This window comes from Micromonospora sp. BQ11 (assembly GCF_052068135.1).
Lineage (GTDB): Bacteria > Actinomycetota > Actinomycetes > Mycobacteriales > Micromonosporaceae > Micromonospora.
Genome location: NZ_JBQHDB010000018.1, coordinates 152,362 through 168,780, shown reverse-complemented (window position 1 = coordinate 168,780; position 16,419 = coordinate 152,362). Strand labels below are relative to the sequence as shown.

The following is a 16,419-nucleotide window of genomic DNA, read 5'->3' as shown; positions in this document are numbered from 1 at the left end:
GGACACCGCACCCGAAACCAGACATCGGACGCAGACAGGGACCGTCCGCCGACCTGGCAGGACGGGTCCCCAGGGGGCCAGCTCCAAGGTCCACTCGATGTCATTGATATCGGGGTGTCCGGGGCGTCCTGATACCGCGATTTCAATGACATCGAGTGGATCTAGGCCTCGTCCTGCGTCGCGGACGGAAACGACCACATCGTGGATACGCCGAACGCGCGCAACGGACCTTGACCCCGCGAAGCGGACCTCACCACTCGTGAAGCGGACCTCGATGCGTGAGGCGCACCCGGTGATGGGACCCCCGGTGCAGGCCCTCCGGCCAGAGACCCGCCGGCCCGGACACGACGCCCCGGAACGGCCGTCGTGATCCACTCGAACCCGCTAAGCGAGGTTCGCCCAAGGTTCCCCGGTCCCGCTCGAGATCGTGGAGGATGTCGGCCCCTGGGGCGGCCAGTTCCGTCCAAGATCTCCGCTGATGCCGATGCCGATGCCGAGTTCCAGTTCCGGGCAGGGCAGGTCACGGACGGGTGGGCAGCGTGTATTAGCGGCGAGCGGGGCGGACCGGACAAACGACCCATACATCAAAATCCGGTGTCCGACGCAGGTCGCGGCCTGATCCACCCGATGCCACTGACTCGGGCTTCCGGCTGGGCCCTGACCCCGGCCCGCTGGTCAGCCGGGCGGCATCGCCGGCGCGACGACGGACGTCCTGGTCGAGATCTTCGGTCCATGTGGGCCGCCACGGCGTGAACGCGTCGATTCCGGCGGTGATCCACTCGGCTTCACTGAAGTCGGGGTGTGGGAGGGCGTCCGACCGGCCGACGTCCTTGAAGCCGAGTGGATCTTGCCTCCGCCGTCATGGAAGTACGGGCCGGGCCGCACGATCCGGGTGACCGACGGGACGAAGAAGGGCGACGGCCCGGTGGCCGATGCCACCGGGCCGTCGCCCTCGTGCTGGTGCCTTACTCGTCCGCGCCCGCGGCGGCGGTGCCGCCCAGGTCGGCCGGGACCGCGTCCGGCACGTCGACCGGCTTCTCGGCGCCCCGGAAGACGAGCTTGGACTTGTCGACGTTGTTCGGGTCGCCCTCGCAGTCCACCACCACGATCTGACCCGGGGTCAGCTCGTTGAAGAGGATCCGCTCGGACAGGTTGTCCTCGATGTCGCGCTGGATCGTGCGACGCAGCGGACGCGCACCGAGCACCGGGTCGAAGCCCTTCGTCGCCAGGTACTTCTTGGCGTTGTCGGTCAGCTCCAGGCCCATGTCCTTGTTGCGCAGCTGGCCCTCGATCCGGGCGATCATGATGTCGACGATCGACAGGATCTCGTTCTGACGCAGCTGGTGGAAGACGATGGTGTCGTCGATCCGGTTGAGGAACTCAGGCCGGAAGTGCTGCTTGAGCTCGTCGTTGACCTTCTGCTTCATCCGGTCGTAGGTCGACTCGGAGTCCTCCGACTGCTGGAAGCCCAGCGACACCGCCTTGGCCACGTCCCGCGTGCCGAGGTTGGTGGTCAGGATGATGACCGTGTTCTTGAAGTCCACGATCCGACCCTGACCGTCGGTGAGCCGACCGTCCTCCAGGATCTGGAGCAGCGTGTTGAACACGTCCGGGTGGGCCTTCTCGATCTCGTCGAAGAGGACCACCGAGAACGGCCGACGCCGCACCTTCTCGGTCAGCTGGCCACCCTCGTCGTAGCCGACGTAGCCGGGAGGGGCACCCACCAGCCGGGAGACCGTGTAGCGGTCGTGGAACTCGGACATGTCCAGCTGGATGAGGGCATCCTCGCTGCCGAAGAGGAACTCGGCGAGCGCCTTGGACAGCTCGGTCTTACCCACACCGGACGGGCCGGCGAAGATGAACGAGCCGGACGGGCGCTTCGGGTCCTTCAGGCCGGCCCGGGTACGCCGGATCGCCTTCGAGACCGCCTTGACCGCGTCCTCCTGGCCGATGACGCGCTTGTGCAGCTCGTCCTCCATGCGCAGCAGGCGCGAGGTCTCCTCCTCGGTCAGCTTGTAGACCGGGATGCCGGTCCAGTTGCCCAGCACCTCGGCGATCTGCTCGTCGTCGACCTCGCTGACGACGTCCAGGTCACCGGCCTTCCACTCCTTCTCCCGCTGCGCCTTCTGACCGAGGAGCTGCTTCTCCTTGTCACGCAGCTGGGCGGCCCGCTCGAAGTCCTGCGCGTCGATCGCGGACTCCTTGTCCTTGCGCACCTGGGCGATGCGCTCGTCGAAGTCACGCAGGTCTGGCGGCGCGGTCATCCGGCGGATGCGCATCCGGGCACCGGCCTCGTCGATCAGGTCGATCGCCTTGTCCGGCAGGAAGCGGTCGGAGATGTACCGGTCGGCCAGGGTGGCGGCGGCCACCAGGGCGGCGTCGGTGATCGAGACGCGGTGGTGCGCCTCGTAGCGGTCCCGCAGGCCCTTGAGGATCTCGATGGTGTGGGCCAGCGAGGGCTCACCCACCTGGATCGGCTGGAAGCGGCGCTCCAGCGCGGCGTCCTTCTCGAGGTGCTTGCGGTACTCGTCCAGGGTGGTCGCGCCGATGGTCTGCAGCTCGCCACGGGCCAGCATCGGCTTGAGGATGCTCGCCGCGTCGATCGCGCCCTCGGCGGCACCCGCACCCACCAGGGTGTGGATCTCGTCGATGAACAGGATGATGTCGCCACGGGTGCGGATCTCCTTGAGCACCTTCTTGAGGCGCTCCTCGAAGTCACCGCGGTAGCGGGAACCGGCCACCAGGGCACCGAGGTCGAGCGTGTAGAGCTGCTTGTCCTTGAGGGTCTCGGGCACCTCGCCCTTGATGATCTTCTGGGACAGGCCCTCCACCACGGCGGTCTTGCCGACGCCGGGCTCACCGATCAGGACCGGGTTGTTCTTCGTACGGCGGGACAGCACCTGCATGACCCGCTCGATTTCCTTCTCGCGCCCGATGACCGGGTCGAGCTTGCCCTCGCGGGCGGCCTGGGTCAGGTTGCGGCCGAACTGGTCCAGCACGAGGCTGGTCGACGGCGCGGCCTCACCCGGCGTGGCACCCGCCGCGGCTGGCTCCTTGCCCTGGTAGCCGGAGAGCAGCTGGATCACCTGCTGGCGGACCCGGTTGAGGTCGGCGCCGAGCTTGACCAGCACCTGGGCGGCGACGCCCTCACCCTCACGGATCAGGCCGAGCAGGATGTGCTCCGTGCCGATGTAGTTGTGGCCGAGCTGCAGCGCCTCACGCAGCGACAGCTCCAGCACCTTCTTGGCCCGCGGCGTGAACGGGATGTGCCCGCTCGGCGCCTGCTGGCCCTGGCCGATGATCTCCTCGACCTGCTGACGCACGCCCTCCAGGGAGATGCCGAGGCTCTCCAGAGCCTTGGCGGCGACGCCCTCACCTTCATGGATGAGGCCCAGCAGGATGTGCTCCGTACCGATGTAGTTGTGGTTGAGCATCCGGGCCTCTTCTTGGGCCAGGACGACAACCCGTCGCGCTCGGTCGGTGAACCGCTCGAACATGCCCTCGTGCTCCTCACGTGCCGTGCGCACTCGATCTTGATGGTCAAGAAGTCGTGGCGGGGCCGGTGCTCGGACGTCCGGGACGGGCGTCCGTGCCTCCTTACTCTATCGCCGCGGACCGACTCCGCTGAGGTCGTGTGTCCCCACCGAATGCCGTGTACGCGTCCTTTTGCACAACCGTGCGCGCTCAGACGGTGTTCCGGTACCCCCGTCGCTACGCGCAGAGCGAAATCCGACCCCCGAACAGACCGGGTGCCGTGGGCGCGACCGCTGCCGTCTCGGCCTGGGACCGTCCCGGCGGGCGCCGTCCACAGGCTGTGGACAGAGTCTCCACCGGCTGTGGACAACGCACGCCGGCAGGCCATTCTTCCCGGTACGACCGACCAGCGGGCGGATACGGCGACGCCGGCCCGGAGACGTGCTCCGGCCCGGCGTCGTGTCGCCCGGCACCTGTTCCCGACGAGCGGGTCAGTGACCGGCCTTCGAGTGGTACTCGTCGACAATCTCCTGCGGGATCCGGCCGCGATCGGAGATGTCCTTGCCGGCCTTCTTGGCCCACGCGCGGATCGCCTTGTTCTGCTCGCGGTCGGCGGTGGCCCCACCCCGACCACGGGCTGCGCGCCCACCGACCACCACACCGCCACGACCGACCTTCGTGCCGTGGGCGATGTACGGAGCGAATACGTCACGCAATTTCCCGGCGTTGGCGCTCGACAGGTCGATCTCGTACTGAACGCCGTCGAGGGCGAACTTGACGGTCTCGTCAGCGTCCCCGCCGTCCAGGTCATCGACCAGCTTATGAATGATTTGCTTGGCCACGTCCCACATTCCTTTCGAGCAGGGTGCTCCTGCGCACGCAAGAACGATAACCTGCCCGCTGGTTGCCGCGTCAATAGGATCGGGTAACGACCCGGCGGAGACTACTCCGGCCGGACCAACGGGAAGAGGATCGTTTCCCGAATACCCTGGCCGGTCAGAGCCATCAGGAGGCGGTCGATTCCCATTCCCATACCACCGGCCGGCGGCATTCCGTACTCCATCGCGCGGAGAAAGTCCTCGTCGAGGCGCATGGCCTCGTCGTCGCCGCGGGCGGCGAGCTGCGCCTGGGCGAGCAGCCGCTCACGCTGCACCACCGGGTCCACCAGCTCGGAGTACGCGGTGCCGAGCTCGAAGCTCAGCACGTAGAGGTCCCACTTCTCGGCCAGCCCCGGCTCGCTGCGGTGCGCCCGGGTGAGCGGGCTGGTCTCCTCCGGGTAGTCGCGTACGAAGGTCGGCTGGGTCAGGCCCGGTACGACCAGCTCCTCGAACAGTTCCTCCGCGAGCTTGCCCGGCCCCCACTTCGGGTCGACCGACAATCCGACCTTGTCCGCGTACTCGACGAGGCGGGCGTGCTCGGTGCGGACGGTGACCTCCTCGCCGAGTGCCTCGGAAAGGACCCCGAAGAGGGTCACGGACCGCCACTCGCCACCCAGGTCGAACTCGCGCCCGTCGGCATGCGTCACCACGGTCGAGCCGGCGACCGCGATGGCCGCCTGCTGGACGAGATTACGGGTCAGCTCGGCCATCGTGTCGTAGTCGCCGTAAGCCTGGTACGCCTCCAGCATCGCGAACTCCGGCGAGTGCGAAGAGTCGATGCCCTCATTGCGGAAGTTGCGGTTGATCTCGAAGACCTGGTCGACGCCACCGACCACGGCACGCTTGAGAAACAGTTCCGGAGCGATTCGGAGATACAGATCCGTACTCAACGCATTGCTGTGGGTCACGAATGGCCGCGCGGCGGCCCCGCCGTGCAGCAACTGGAGCATCGGGGTCTCCACCTCGATGAAGTCCCGGCCGTGCAGGGTGTCCCGGAGGCTGCGGACGGCGGTGGCGCGCGTACGCACCATCTGCCGGGCCTGCGGGCGGACGACCAGGTCGACGTAGCGCTGCCGGACGCGCGCCTCCTCGCTCAGCGGCTTGTGCGCCACCGGCAGCGGACGCAGCGCCTTCGCGGTGACGGCCCACTCCTCGGCCAGCACCGACAGCTCGCCGCGCCGGCTGGTGATCACCTCGCCCGTCACGCCCACGTGGTCACCGAGATCGACCAGGCGCTTCCAGTCCTCCAGCCGTTCCGCGCCGACCCGGTCCAGGGAGAGCATCGCCTGGAGTTCGGTGCCGTCGCCGTCCCGCAGCGTCGCGAAGCAGAGCTTGCCGGTGTTCCGTACGAAGATCACCCGGCCGGTGACCGACACGCGGTCGCCGGTGGCGGTGTCGGTGGGCAGGTCGGCGTACGTCGAACGGATCTCCGCGAGGGTGTTGGTCCGGGGGTATCCGACCGGATAGGGCTGGACGCCCTCGGCGAGCATCCGGTCCCGCTTCTCCCGGCGGACCTTCATCTGCTCGGGAAGGTCGTCGGCGGGGTCCACTGGCACGGGGGTCTGCTCGGTCACGGCACGCTTCCTCGTCGGGAGTCTTCGGGCGGGTTCAGGCACCGAGCGTACTCAAGGGGCCGGTGGGTCGTTACGGGATAACGTGCCCGCCATGACCGACCCCACTCAGGCCCTCTCGTTCGGTGCCGCAGCGGCAGACTACGACCGGTTCCGACCCCGCTATCCGGAGGCCGCGCTGCGCTGGGCGCTCGACGGTCTCCCGGCGCCCGCGCGAGTCGTCGACCTGGGCGCCGGCACCGGAATCCTGACCCGCGGGATCCTCGCCCTCGACCACGCCGTAACGCCGGTCGAGCCGGACCCGGGCATGCGGGCGCAGCTGGAGGCGACCACGCCGGGCACGACCGCCCGGAACGGCAGTGCCGAGTCGATGCCGCTGCCCGACGGGTACGCCGACGCCGTGCTGGTCGGCCAGGCGTACCACTGGTTCGACCGCGAGCGGGCACACCCGGAGATCGCCCGGGTGGTGCGGTCCGGCGGCACCTTCGCGCCGGTCTGGAACCTCCGCGACGACCGCATCGGATGGGTCGACGACATGAACCGGGTCGCCGAGACAGGCGGCACGGTGGACCGCCTGCTCGAGGACGTCACCGACTTCGGGCCGGAGTTCTGGCAGCCCGAGTGGGCCGAGTTCAACCACGCCACCGAGCTGACGCCGGAGGAACTGCTGGGCATGGTGGGCACCCGCTCGTACCACCTGACGGCGACCCCCGAGCGGCGACGCCAGATCGACCGGGAGCTGCGGGAGCTCCTCGACACCCACCCGGACCTGGCCGGGCGGGACACGCTCGTGCTGCCGTACCGGACGCTGGTCTTCCGCGCCCGGCGTCGCTGACGGCGGGCGCGGCCGGCGCCGACGGTTGTTAAGCGGGGGCCCTTCCTCTACCGCAGGCGTTAAGAGGGGGCCCTTCCTTGCACCTCACACGTTGCGGTCGTAGACCATTCGCAGGCCGATGAGCGTGATCATCGGTTCGTGGTGGGTGATGCTCCGGCACTCGTTGATCACCAGGGAGGCCAGCCCGCCGGTGGCGATCACCGCCTTCACCTCGCCCAGTTCCTCGGTCATCCGCTCGACGATGCGGTCCACCTGGCCGGCGAAGCCGAAGTACAGGCCGGACTGGAGACACTCCACGGTGTTCTTCCCGATCACCGAGCGGGGCTTGGTCGCCTCCACCTTGCGCAGTTGGGCGGCGCGGGCGGCGAGCGCGTCGAAGGAGATCTCGATGCCCGGGGCGAAGGCGCCACCGAGGAACTCGCCCCGGCCGCTGATCACGTCGAAGTTGGTGGTGGTGCCGAAGTCCACCACGATCGACGGGCCACCGTAGAGGGTGTACGCGGCGAGGGTGTTGACCACCCGGTCCGCGCCGACCTCCTTGGGGTTGTCGATGGCGAGCTGCACGCCGGTCCGGACGCCGGGCTCGACGACCACGCTCGGCAGGTCCGCGTAGTACCGGGTCAGCATGGTCCGCAGCGAGCGCAGCGCCGCCGGCACCGTGGAGCACGCGGCCACCCCGGTGATCTCGACGTTGTCCCCGGCGAGCAGGCCACGGAACATCAGGCCGAGCTCGTCGGCCGTCGACCGCGCATCGGTCTTGATCCGCCAGGAGTGCACCAGCTTGTCGCCGTCGAAGGTCGCCAGCACGGTGTTGGTGTTTCCGATGTCGATGCAGAGCAGCACGCACGCAGCCTAGACAACGCCCGTACGGGCGGGCGCGGACGTGCCCGCGATCCGTATCCTGGTCTCCATCGGGACATGAACAGGGATCGATCCACCACGCGGCCGGGGCGGGGAGCGGACATGTCGGGACGGTGGTGGGCGAACGGGCCGGGGGAATTCTGGCGCAGCATGTTCCGCCGGCCTGTTCGTAGGGGTCTCAACACCCTGCGCCGCCGCCGGCGGCACGTCCTGGTGCTCGTCGCCCTGGCCGGGGGCGCGGTCTGGATGATCGTGCAGGCCTGGCAGGCGTCGCGGCGGGCCGCCGGGAGTTTCCAGGGCGAGCTGTACCTGAACATCGGCGCCGCGCTGATCATGACGCTGCTGACGTACGTCGTGCTCAACCCGCTCTTCCGCGAACTCCAGACGGCCAGCATCATCGAGCACCCGCGACTGGACCGGGACGCGCTGATCGAACGGGTGGCGCAGTCGAAGGAGACGGTCGCGATCCTGGAGACCTGGACCAGCATGCTGGAGGGCCCGTACGTCGACCGGTTCACCGGCGCGCTGCGCTCCGCGCTCGTCAACGGTGCCACCGTACGGGTGCTGCTGCTGGACCCGGACTCGCCCGCGGTCCGGCTGCGCGGCGCGGAGCTGCGGCGGCGGGACGCCTCGGTCGCCATCCTCAACAACCTCTGGCACCTGGCCCGGCTGCACGACGGGCTGCCCGAGACGATCCGGTCCGGGTTGCAGGTCCGCGTCTACAACGCGGCGCCGTCGGTGCAGATGTACCGCTGGGACGGCAAGGCGTTCATCTCGTTCTTCCCGGTCCGGGGCAGCACCTTCGACACCCAGCAGATCGAGGCGTTCGTCTCCACCCCCCTGGGCGAGTTCGTGGCCGACCGGTTCACCGAGCTGTGGGAGACGGCCCCGTTGCAGGACCTGGAGGCGTGCCTGACGCTGCGGCTGTGCCTGCGCCAGGGCGGCCGGGACCTGGAGACCTGCGAGGCGCTCTACGTCCGGGTCGACGGCGACTGGTACATCGCCGGGCGCGACCTCGTCCGCAACGTGGCCCGGCACGGCCTGGCCGGGCTGGCCGTCGTGCTGGACCGGCCGGAGGCCGCCGGCGAGATGTTCGCGCTGGGCGAGGCCGACGAGCTGGCACCCGAGGTGTACCGCCGCGTGGTGGAGCTGTTCCGCGCCAAGTACGGCCTGGACGGCCGCAACGACACCGAGAACCGGGTCATCTTCAACCTGGTCGGTCGGCCGCCGGTCGCTGCCTGAGTCACCCGGTACGCAGGTCCAGCGCGATGTCCAGGATCGGCGAGGAGTGCGTCAGCGCGCCGACGGAGAGGAAGTCCACACCGGTCGCGCCGTACTCGGCCGCCACCGGCAGTGTCAGCCCACCCGTGGCCTCCAGCTCCGCCCGCTCCCCCACCGCCGCCACGACCTCCCGCAGCTGCGCGGGGGGCATGTTGTCCAGCAGCAGGAAGCCCGCACCCGCCTCGACCGCCTCCACCGCCTCGGCGACGGTGTCCACCTCCACCTGCACCGGCACGTCGGGAAACGCCTGCCGGACCCGCTGGAACGCCGCCGTGATGCCACCCGCCGCCAGTTTGTGGTTGTCCTTGATCATCGCCACGTCGTGCAGGCCCATGCGCTTGTTCGTGCCGCCGCCGGCCCGCACCGCGTACTTCTCCAGGGCCCGCAGCCCGGGCGTGGTCTTCCGGGTGTCCAGCACCATCGCCTTCGTGCCGGCCAGGGCGTCGGCCCAGGCCCGCGTGTGGGTGGCCACCCCGGACATCCGGCAGAGCAGGTTGAGCGCCGTCCGCTCGGCGGTGAGCAGCAGCCGGGTCGGGCCGGCCACCGTGGCCAGCACGTCGCCGCGCGCCACCCGCCCGCCGTCCCGGGCCACGATCGACACCTCGACCGTACGGCCGGAGCCGGTCACCTCCCCCACCAGCTCGAAGACGGCGGCGGCGACGGCCAGTCCGGCCACCACGCCGTCCGCGCGGGCGACCAGGTCGGCGGTGTCGGTCTGCGCGTCGGGGATCGTCGCGATGCTGGTGACGTCCCGGAAGTCCGGACCCAGGTCCTCGACGAGCGCGTTCTCGACGACCCGCCGGACCTGCTCCGGGTCCAGGCCGGCCTCCCGCAGCGCCCGCTCGGTCGCCTCCGTCATCGCGTTGCCTCCCACGTCTGCGTCAACCGTCCCTGCGCCCCGATCGCACCGACCAGGTGGCCGTGCCACCGCTCGTCGGCCGTCGGGAAGTCCTCCCGCCAGTGGCAGCCCCGCGTCTCCTCCCGGGCGTACGCGGCCTCGACCAGCGTCGACGCCACCGTCACCAGGTTCGTCGCCTCCCAGTCGGCGGTGCGGGGCCGGCCCCGTTCCGCACCGATCCCGCCCAGCGCGGCAGCGGTCGCGGCGAGCGTCTCCGCCGAGCGGAGCACCCCGGCACCGCGGGTCATCGCGCGTTGCAGCGTCGGGGTCGCCGCCGCCGGCACCACCCAGCCACCGCCGCCGACCCAGGCGCCGGTCTCCGCCGGTCGCGCCTGCTCGGGCAGACCGGCCGCGATGTCGTCGGCGATCCGCCGGGAGAAGACGAGCCCCTCCAGGAGCGAGTTGCTGGCCAGCCGGTTCGCGCCGTGCACGCCCGTGCAGGCGACCTCGCCGCAGGCGTACAGGCCCGGGATGGAGGTACGGCCGCGCAGGTCGGTGCGGACGCCGCCGGAGGCGTAGTGGGCGGCCGGGGCCACCGGGATCAGATCCGTCGCCGGATCCACCCCGATCGCCAGGCAGGAGGCGACGATGGTGGGGAACCGCCGGGCGAGGAAGTCGCCCCCGAGGTGCCGGGCGTCGAGAAAGACGTGGTCGGCGCCGGTGGCCAGCAGCACCCGGTGGATGCCCTTGGCCACCACGTCCCGGGGGGCCAGCTCGGCCAGCTCGTGCTGCCCGACCATGAACCGCTTGCCGTCGCCGTCCACGAGGTGGGCGCCCTCGCCCCGCAGCGCCTCGGAGACCAGCGGTTGCTGGGCGTGGCCGGCGCCGGGCACCCGCGCCTGCTCCGGCACGATCAGCGCGGTCGGGTGGAACTGGACGAACTCCACGTCGGTGACGTCGGCGCCGGCCCGCATCGCCAGCGCGACACCGTCGCCGGTGGAGACCGCCGGGTTGGTGGTGGCCGCGTAGATCTGTCCCATCCCACCGGTGGCCAGCACCACCGCGCGGCCGAGGATCGCGCCCACGCCGTCCTCACTGCCCTCGCCGAGGACGTGCAGGGTGATCCCGCAGGCCGGACCGAGGCCGTCCGGGCCGTCGCCGGGCGCCCGCAGCAGGTCCAGCACCAGGGCGTGCTCGACCAGCCGGATCCACGGGTCACGTCGGACGGCGGCGTGCAGGGCCCGCTGCACCTCCGCGCCGGTCGCGTCGCCACCGGCGTGCACGATCCGGTCCGCCCGGTGGCCGCCCTCCCGCGTCAGCATCAGCGAGCCGTCCGTGTTGCGGTCGAACTCCGCGCCGATCCGCATCAGCTCGCGCAACCGGGTCGGCCCCTCCTCGACCAGTACGCGGACGGCCGCCGGGTCACAGAGCCCCACGCCGGCGATCTCGGTGTCCGAGGCGTGCGCAGCCGGGGTGTCCTGCGGATCGAGCACGGCGGCGATGCCGCCCTGCGCCCACCGGGTCGAGCCCTCGTCGATGTCGACCTTGGTGACCACGGTGACGTGCAGGCCCGCCTCGCGCAGATGCAGCGCGGCGGTGAGCCCGGCGACCCCGGAGCCGACCACGACGACGTCGGTCGTCTCCACCCAGCCGGGCGCCGGAGCGGCCAGCAGGCGGGGCAGGGTCGGCAGGTCGCTGGTCGGTCGGTCCATCCCACCAGTCAACCCGAAGCTTCCTCGTCCGGGGCGCGGGGGGCGGGACGAGTGGTTTGGGCAACGCCCTGCCGAAGCGTCCGGTCGGTCGCGTGGCGGAACCTGCCGCGGCGCGTACCTCCGCGTGGCGCACCACCGACGGCGCGACCGTCACCTCGCGCGGACCGGAAGGCCGGCGGGGCCGGCACCCTTCAGGGAGCCGGTCACCGTTCGGTCGCTGAGCCGCAGGTAGCAGCGGACGCCCCGGTCCCCGACCCGCCAGCGGCCGGCGCCGGGCGGGCGGACCACCACGGCGCTGCGCAGCCTGAGGGCGGGGTCGTCGGGCACGCCCACGTAGCGGCCCAGCACCGTGCGGCAGCCGTCGTAGAGCGGGGCCCAGTCGGCGTTCCGGGTGGGGTACGGGCGGTCGGGTGCCCGCCACACGCCGACGAACTCCGCGTCGTGCGGCGTGCCGCACTGGACCGGCGCGAGGGTCAGGCTGCCGGCGGTGCTTCCACCGCGGGACTGCTGGCAGCCGAGCCGCAGCGGGGACGAACTCTTCAACACGTCACGGAGACTGCCGGTGCGGGCCACCACCGTCGCGCCGACCTCGACCGTGTTCACCTCGCTCAGGTCACAGCGGTACCAGCGCGAGCCGGCCGTCCACGCGGGGGTGGAGGGCAGCGCCAGGGAGAGGCGGAGCCGCCCGGCCCGCCAGTCGTCGCCGACGTACCCGGTGGCCCGGGTGTCGCACTCCGCGAACGCCCCGCGCAGTTCCGTCGAGCCTCCCGGCGGCGGGGCCGGCCGCGCCGCCGGGAAGGAGCCGACGTGCACCGTCTCCACCCGGTGCGGGGCGGCACAGTCCACCGGCGCGTACGCGGCCAGGGTCACCGTCTCGGTGAAGTCCGCCTCGTGACAGACCCCGGACGCCGGCGTGAACGGACCGGGAGCGGGCAGGGCAGCCCAGTCGTCGGTCAGGTCGCCGTCCACTCCACCGGCCGTACCGCACCCGCTGACCAGTGCTCCCACGGCCACCGCCGCGACAACGGCTCTCCACGCACGGCGCATCGCGGCCTCCCCCAGCCGACGACCGTCGATCCCGACGGCACGCTCAGGGTAACCGGACATGACCTTCCGGTGACAGACCGCACGTCCGCCCCCGAATCACCCAGGCCACCCCGCCTACTGCGATCTTGCACTTCTTGTCGGCGCAAAAGGCCCGCCACGGGACATAACAGCGACCGGAAGTGCAAGATCGAGGGAGGGAGGGAGGCGAGGGATCGGGTCAGGCGGGAAGGGCGGCCAGGGGGTTGGGGATGGGGTCGCCGGCGGTGCCGGGGGCGGCGGTGGACGGGTCGGTGCCGAGGTCGACGACGCGGTTGTCCGCGTCGACGTGCACGATCCTCGGGCGGTACGCGCGGGCCTCGGCGTCGTCCATCTGCCCGTACGAGATCAGGATGACCAGGTCACCGGGGTGCACCAGGTGGGCGGCGGCACCGTTGATGCCGATCACGCCACTACCCCGCTCGCCCGGGATGACGTACGTCTCCAGCCGGGCCCCGTTGGTGATGTCCACGATCGCCACCTGCTCACCCGGAAGCAGGTCGGCGGCGTCGAGCAGGTCCTCGTCCACGGTGACCGAGCCGACGTAGTGCAGGTCGGCCTGGGTCACGGTGGCCCGGTGGATCTTCGACTTGAGCATGGTCCGGAACATCGGGCGCCTTTCGCGGGTGGTGGGGAGGTCAGGATCGGGGCGCGAGGTGGATCGCGGCGTTGTCGATGAGCCGGGTGGCGCCGACCCAGGCGGCGACGAGCAGCCGCGCCTCCCCGGAGACCGGGCCCGGTTCCAGGCCGGGGTCCGTCAACACGAGGTAGTCGAGCTGGGCTCCCGGCGTACCGGCTCCGAAGGCGGCGTGCGCGGCGGCCAGCACGGCCCCCGCGTCCGCGCCCGCGTCGGCGGCCTCGGCGCCGGCCCGGAGCGCGGCCGACAGGCTCAGCGCCGCCTCCCGCTCGGACGGTGCCAGGTAGCGGTTGCGGCTGGACAGGGCCAGGCCGTCCGGCTCCCGGACGGTCGGCACACCGACGATCTCCACCGGCACGTCCAGGTCCCGGACCATCCGCCGGACCAGGCTGAGCTGCTGATAGTCCTTCTCCCCGAAGAACGCGAGGTCGGGCCGGGTGAGCTGGAGCAGCTTCAGGACGACCGTCAGCACGCCGTGGAAGAAGCCGGGCCGGCTCAACCCCTCCAGGTCCTCGCCGAGCTGGCCCGGGTTGACGCGGACCCGGGGCTGACCGTCCGGGTACATGTCCGAAACGGCGGGGGCGAACACCACGTCCGCGCCCGCCCGGCGGCAGATCTCCAGGTCGGCGTCGAGCGTCCGCGGGTAGCGGTCGAAGTCCTCGTTCGGACCGAACTGCAACGGGTTCACGAAGATCGTCACGAGCACGTGGCCGCCGCGCTCCCGGGCGGCCCGCAGCAGCGTCTCGTGCCCGGCGTGCAGAGCACCCATGGTCATGACGACCCCGACCGTGCCCGTCAGGCCGTTCCGGGCCGCGGCCAGCTCCGCGCGGGTGTGTACGAGCTGCGTCATGCCGCCACCTCCCGCGCGCTGCCGGCCAGGACGCCGAGCAGCGACTCCGCGTCCACCGGCCGCAGTCGGCCGGCGGCGATGGCCCGGTCGGCGGTCCGCCGGGCCAGGGCCAGGTACGGGGCGACGGACTCCGGCGCGACCGCGCCCAGCCGGGCCAGGTGCCGCTCCACGGTCCCCGCGTCGCCCCGGGACACCGGCCCGGTCAGCGCGTCGTCACCGAGGCGCAGCGCGTTCTCCAGCGCGGCCCGCAGCAGCGGGGCGAGCACCTTCTCCGGCTGCCCCACCCCGGCGTCGCGCAGCCGGTCGGCCGCCTCGTTGACCAGGGTCACCAGGTGGTTGGCGCCGTGCGCCAGCGCGGCGTGGTACAGCGGCCGGTCCGGCTCGGCGATCCACTCCGGCACGCCGCCCAGGTCGGTGACCAGTCGGGCGGCCAGCGGGCGCAGCTCCGCCGGGGCGGTCACCCCGTACGAGATGCCGGCCAGGCGGGGCAGGTCGTCCGGCGTACCGGTGAAGGTCATCGCGGGGTGCAGGGCCAGCGTGCGGGCGCCGACCTCGGCGGCGGGGGCGAGCACGGACAGCCCGTGCGCGCCGGAGGTGTGCGCCACCACCTGACCGGGGCGCAGCGCGCCGCTGCGCGCCAGACCGCTCACCACGCCCGCGAGCGCGTCGTCCGGCACGGCGACCACCAGCAGGTCGGCGGCCCGGGCGACGGCGGTGGCCGACCGGCGGGGGACACCGGGGAGCAGCAGCGCCAGCCGGGCACGGGACGCGCCGGAGACGGCAGCGGCGGCGACGACCCGGTGACCGGCTGCCGCGAGCGCGGCACCGAGGACGGCTCCGACCCGGCCGGCGCCGACGACGCCGACGGACAGGTTGCGGGGAAGCGGTGCGTCGGCCGGCCGTGCGGCGGGGCCCGTACGCGGGCGCGGCGAAGCGCTCATGGCGACGATCCAGTCCTCGAGAAGGGGTACCGGTCGATCGCAAGTATGCGCCGGAGCGAGGGAGCGGAAACAAGAAGGTGTGAAAACCTTCACCAATGGTGTCGAGGTGGGTGTTAAGAGGGGCCCCCTGCTCTACCGGAGGCGTTAAGCGGGGGCCCTTCCTTACACCTCAGCGGAGGAAGCCGGCGTCGAGGAACTTGAAGTTGGTGTCGGTACGGGTCGACGGCGAGTTCTGTCCGTCGTGCACCACCAGCAGCCCGCCGGGGAAGCCGGGCAGCGGGGTGGAGACCACCGCGGCGCCGTCGCACTCCTGGGAGCCGTCCACCGTGCCGTCGATCACCGCGAACCGGCCGGTCGGGCGGTCGGTGCGCCGGTCGTATGTGTAGAAGGTGTCGTCACCCTGGCTGGACACGACCAGCGTGCCCGAGGTCCGCCCGGTCCGGTAGATCGTCAGACCCTCCACGTCCTGCGCGATCCGGCCACCGAAGCCCGGGTCGGCGGCGTGGTCGGTCACGCAGTCCTCCTCGTCGGCGTCGTACCGCGCCGGAATGCCGAACTCCCGGACCCGCTCCACGGACGTCGGGGTGCCGACGAAACGGCCGCCGGCCAGTCGGGTCCGCCACAGGCCGACCTTCTCCTGGGCCAGGTGCACCACGCCGGTCGCCGGGTCCACCACGGTCCCCTCCACCTGCGGGCCGTCACCGGGGTCGGTGCACGGCGACCAGCCGGAGCCGTCCGGCAGGGTGAACGCCGACGGCAGGGTCAGCCGGTCCACCGGGCGGTAGGAGACCCGGCCGGCGCGCTCGACCAGCCGGAACAGCCCCACCTCGGGGGTGCTGCGCCGGCTCACCACCGCGTACACACTGCCGGCGGGATCGGTGTACGTGCCCAGGCCGTACGCGGTGCGCTGCTCGTTGACCTCGGTCTGGTCGGCGCTGAACGCGAACGGCACGTCCGGCGCGGTCACGTCGGTCAGCAGCCGGGTGACCGGGTCGATCCGGTAGAAGCGCAGCTGGTCCCGGCCCCGGTCGGTGACCACGGCCAGGTCGACGCGGCGGTGCCCGAGCCGGAAGCCAGAGACCAGGTCGACGTTGTTGAACCGGCCGGACTCGTCGTCGGGGCCGGGCGCCGGCGGGGTGGGGATGACCTGCCGCTCGCGGGCCGCCAGGTCGTACACCCGTAGGCCGCCGTTCTTGGCGGTCGCCACAACGAGGCTGCCCGCCCGGTCGGTCGGGTGCACCCAGATGGCCGGGTCGTCGGCGTCCGCGTCGCCGCCGGCGGAGTCGTCGTAGAGCGAGGGGGTCTCGACCACCGCCCGCACCGGGCGCGGCGCGTCGGCGGGTGTGGCGCCCGCCGGGGCACCGGCCAACAGCAGGGGTACGACCGCCAGGGCGGGTATCGCCAGTCGTCTCATAGGGGCTGACCGTAGGGTCGGCACGGTGACGGCCGCTGAACGAG

At 71.7% G+C, this 16,419-nt stretch carries 13 protein-coding genes; 2 read left to right on the top strand and 11 right to left on the bottom strand.

Annotated features, from left to right (window positions below; genetic code table 11):
- Positions 1 to 965 precede the first annotated feature (965 nt).
- The 3 genes from ACTMSW_RS28900 to lysS form a co-directional block, all read right to left on the bottom strand.
- Positions 966 to 3,497, bottom strand: a complete 2,532-nt coding sequence (locus tag ACTMSW_RS28900) for an ATP-dependent Clp protease ATP-binding subunit (protein WP_441183897.1) — start codon at positions 3,495 to 3,497, stop codon at positions 966 to 968.
- A gap of 468 nt (positions 3,498 to 3,965) precedes the next feature.
- On the bottom strand, positions 3,966 to 4,316 hold the full coding sequence (locus tag ACTMSW_RS28895) for a histone-like nucleoid-structuring protein Lsr2 (protein ID WP_441183896.1): 351 nt from the start codon (positions 4,314 to 4,316) through the stop codon (positions 3,966 to 3,968).
- A 101-nt stretch (positions 4,317 to 4,417) separates the two neighbouring features.
- A complete protein-coding gene (gene lysS, locus ACTMSW_RS28890; RefSeq protein WP_441183883.1) occupies positions 4,418 to 5,926 on the bottom strand; it encodes a lysine--tRNA ligase in 1,509 nt (502 codons plus the stop codon).
- A gap of 91 nt (positions 5,927 to 6,017) precedes the next feature.
- On the opposite strand from lysS, the gene ACTMSW_RS28885 reads away from it, so the two are divergent.
- Complete coding sequence (locus ACTMSW_RS28885) at positions 6,018 to 6,758, top strand: class I SAM-dependent methyltransferase (RefSeq protein ID WP_441183882.1); 741 nt, start codon at positions 6,018 to 6,020, stop codon at positions 6,756 to 6,758.
- 84 nt (positions 6,759 to 6,842) lie between these two features.
- Here the strand turns inward: ACTMSW_RS28885 and ACTMSW_RS28880 are convergent, their stop codons facing one another.
- Positions 6,843 to 7,601 (bottom strand): type III pantothenate kinase, encoded by a 759-nt coding sequence (locus ACTMSW_RS28880; RefSeq protein WP_441183881.1) that lies wholly within the window; start codon positions 7,599 to 7,601, stop codon positions 6,843 to 6,845.
- Positions 7,602 to 7,721: 120 nt separating this feature from the next.
- On the opposite strand from ACTMSW_RS28880, the gene ACTMSW_RS28875 reads away from it, so the two are divergent.
- A complete protein-coding gene (locus tag ACTMSW_RS28875) occupies positions 7,722 to 8,861 on the top strand; it encodes a hypothetical protein (protein ID WP_441183880.1) in 1,140 nt (379 codons plus the stop codon).
- Position 8,862: 1 nt separating this feature from the next.
- On the opposite strand, the gene nadC is transcribed toward ACTMSW_RS28875, so the two are convergent.
- The 7 genes from nadC to ACTMSW_RS28840 form a co-directional block, all read right to left on the bottom strand.
- The gene (gene nadC / locus ACTMSW_RS28870) at positions 8,863 to 9,759 is read right to left on the bottom strand and encodes a carboxylating nicotinate-nucleotide diphosphorylase (protein WP_441183878.1); all 897 of its coding nucleotides are present in this window, start codon (positions 9,757 to 9,759) and stop codon (positions 8,863 to 8,865) included.
- Positions 9,756 to 11,450 (bottom strand): L-aspartate oxidase, encoded by a 1,695-nt coding sequence (locus ACTMSW_RS28865; RefSeq protein ID WP_441183877.1) that lies wholly within the window; start codon positions 11,448 to 11,450, stop codon positions 9,756 to 9,758. Before ACTMSW_RS28865 ends, nadC begins: the two co-directional genes overlap by 4 nt.
- Positions 11,451 to 11,600: 150 nt before the next feature.
- Positions 11,601 to 12,497: a septum formation family protein gene (locus ACTMSW_RS28860; protein ID WP_441183894.1), complete on the bottom strand. Its 897-nt coding sequence runs from the start codon at positions 12,495 to 12,497 to the stop codon at positions 11,601 to 11,603.
- Positions 12,498 to 12,714: 217 nt separating this feature from the next.
- Complete coding sequence (panD, locus tag ACTMSW_RS28855; protein ID WP_441183876.1) at positions 12,715 to 13,143, bottom strand: aspartate 1-decarboxylase; 429 nt, start codon at positions 13,141 to 13,143, stop codon at positions 12,715 to 12,717.
- 28 nt (positions 13,144 to 13,171) lie between these two features.
- Entirely contained in the window at positions 13,172 to 14,020 is an 849-nt protein-coding gene (gene panC, locus ACTMSW_RS28850; RefSeq protein WP_441183875.1) for a pantoate--beta-alanine ligase, read from the bottom strand.
- Positions 14,017 to 14,961, bottom strand: coding sequence for a Rossmann-like and DUF2520 domain-containing protein (locus ACTMSW_RS28845; RefSeq protein WP_441183874.1), 945 nt, complete (start codon positions 14,959 to 14,961; stop codon positions 14,017 to 14,019). Before ACTMSW_RS28845 ends, panC begins: the two co-directional genes overlap by 4 nt.
- 169 nt (positions 14,962 to 15,130) lie before the next feature.
- Positions 15,131 to 16,375 carry a phytase gene (locus tag ACTMSW_RS28840; protein WP_441183873.1) on the bottom strand — a complete coding sequence of 415 codons (1,245 nt, stop codon included), beginning with the start codon at positions 16,373 to 16,375 and terminating at the stop codon, positions 15,131 to 15,133.
- Between the last annotated feature and the right edge of the window lie 44 nt (positions 16,376 to 16,419).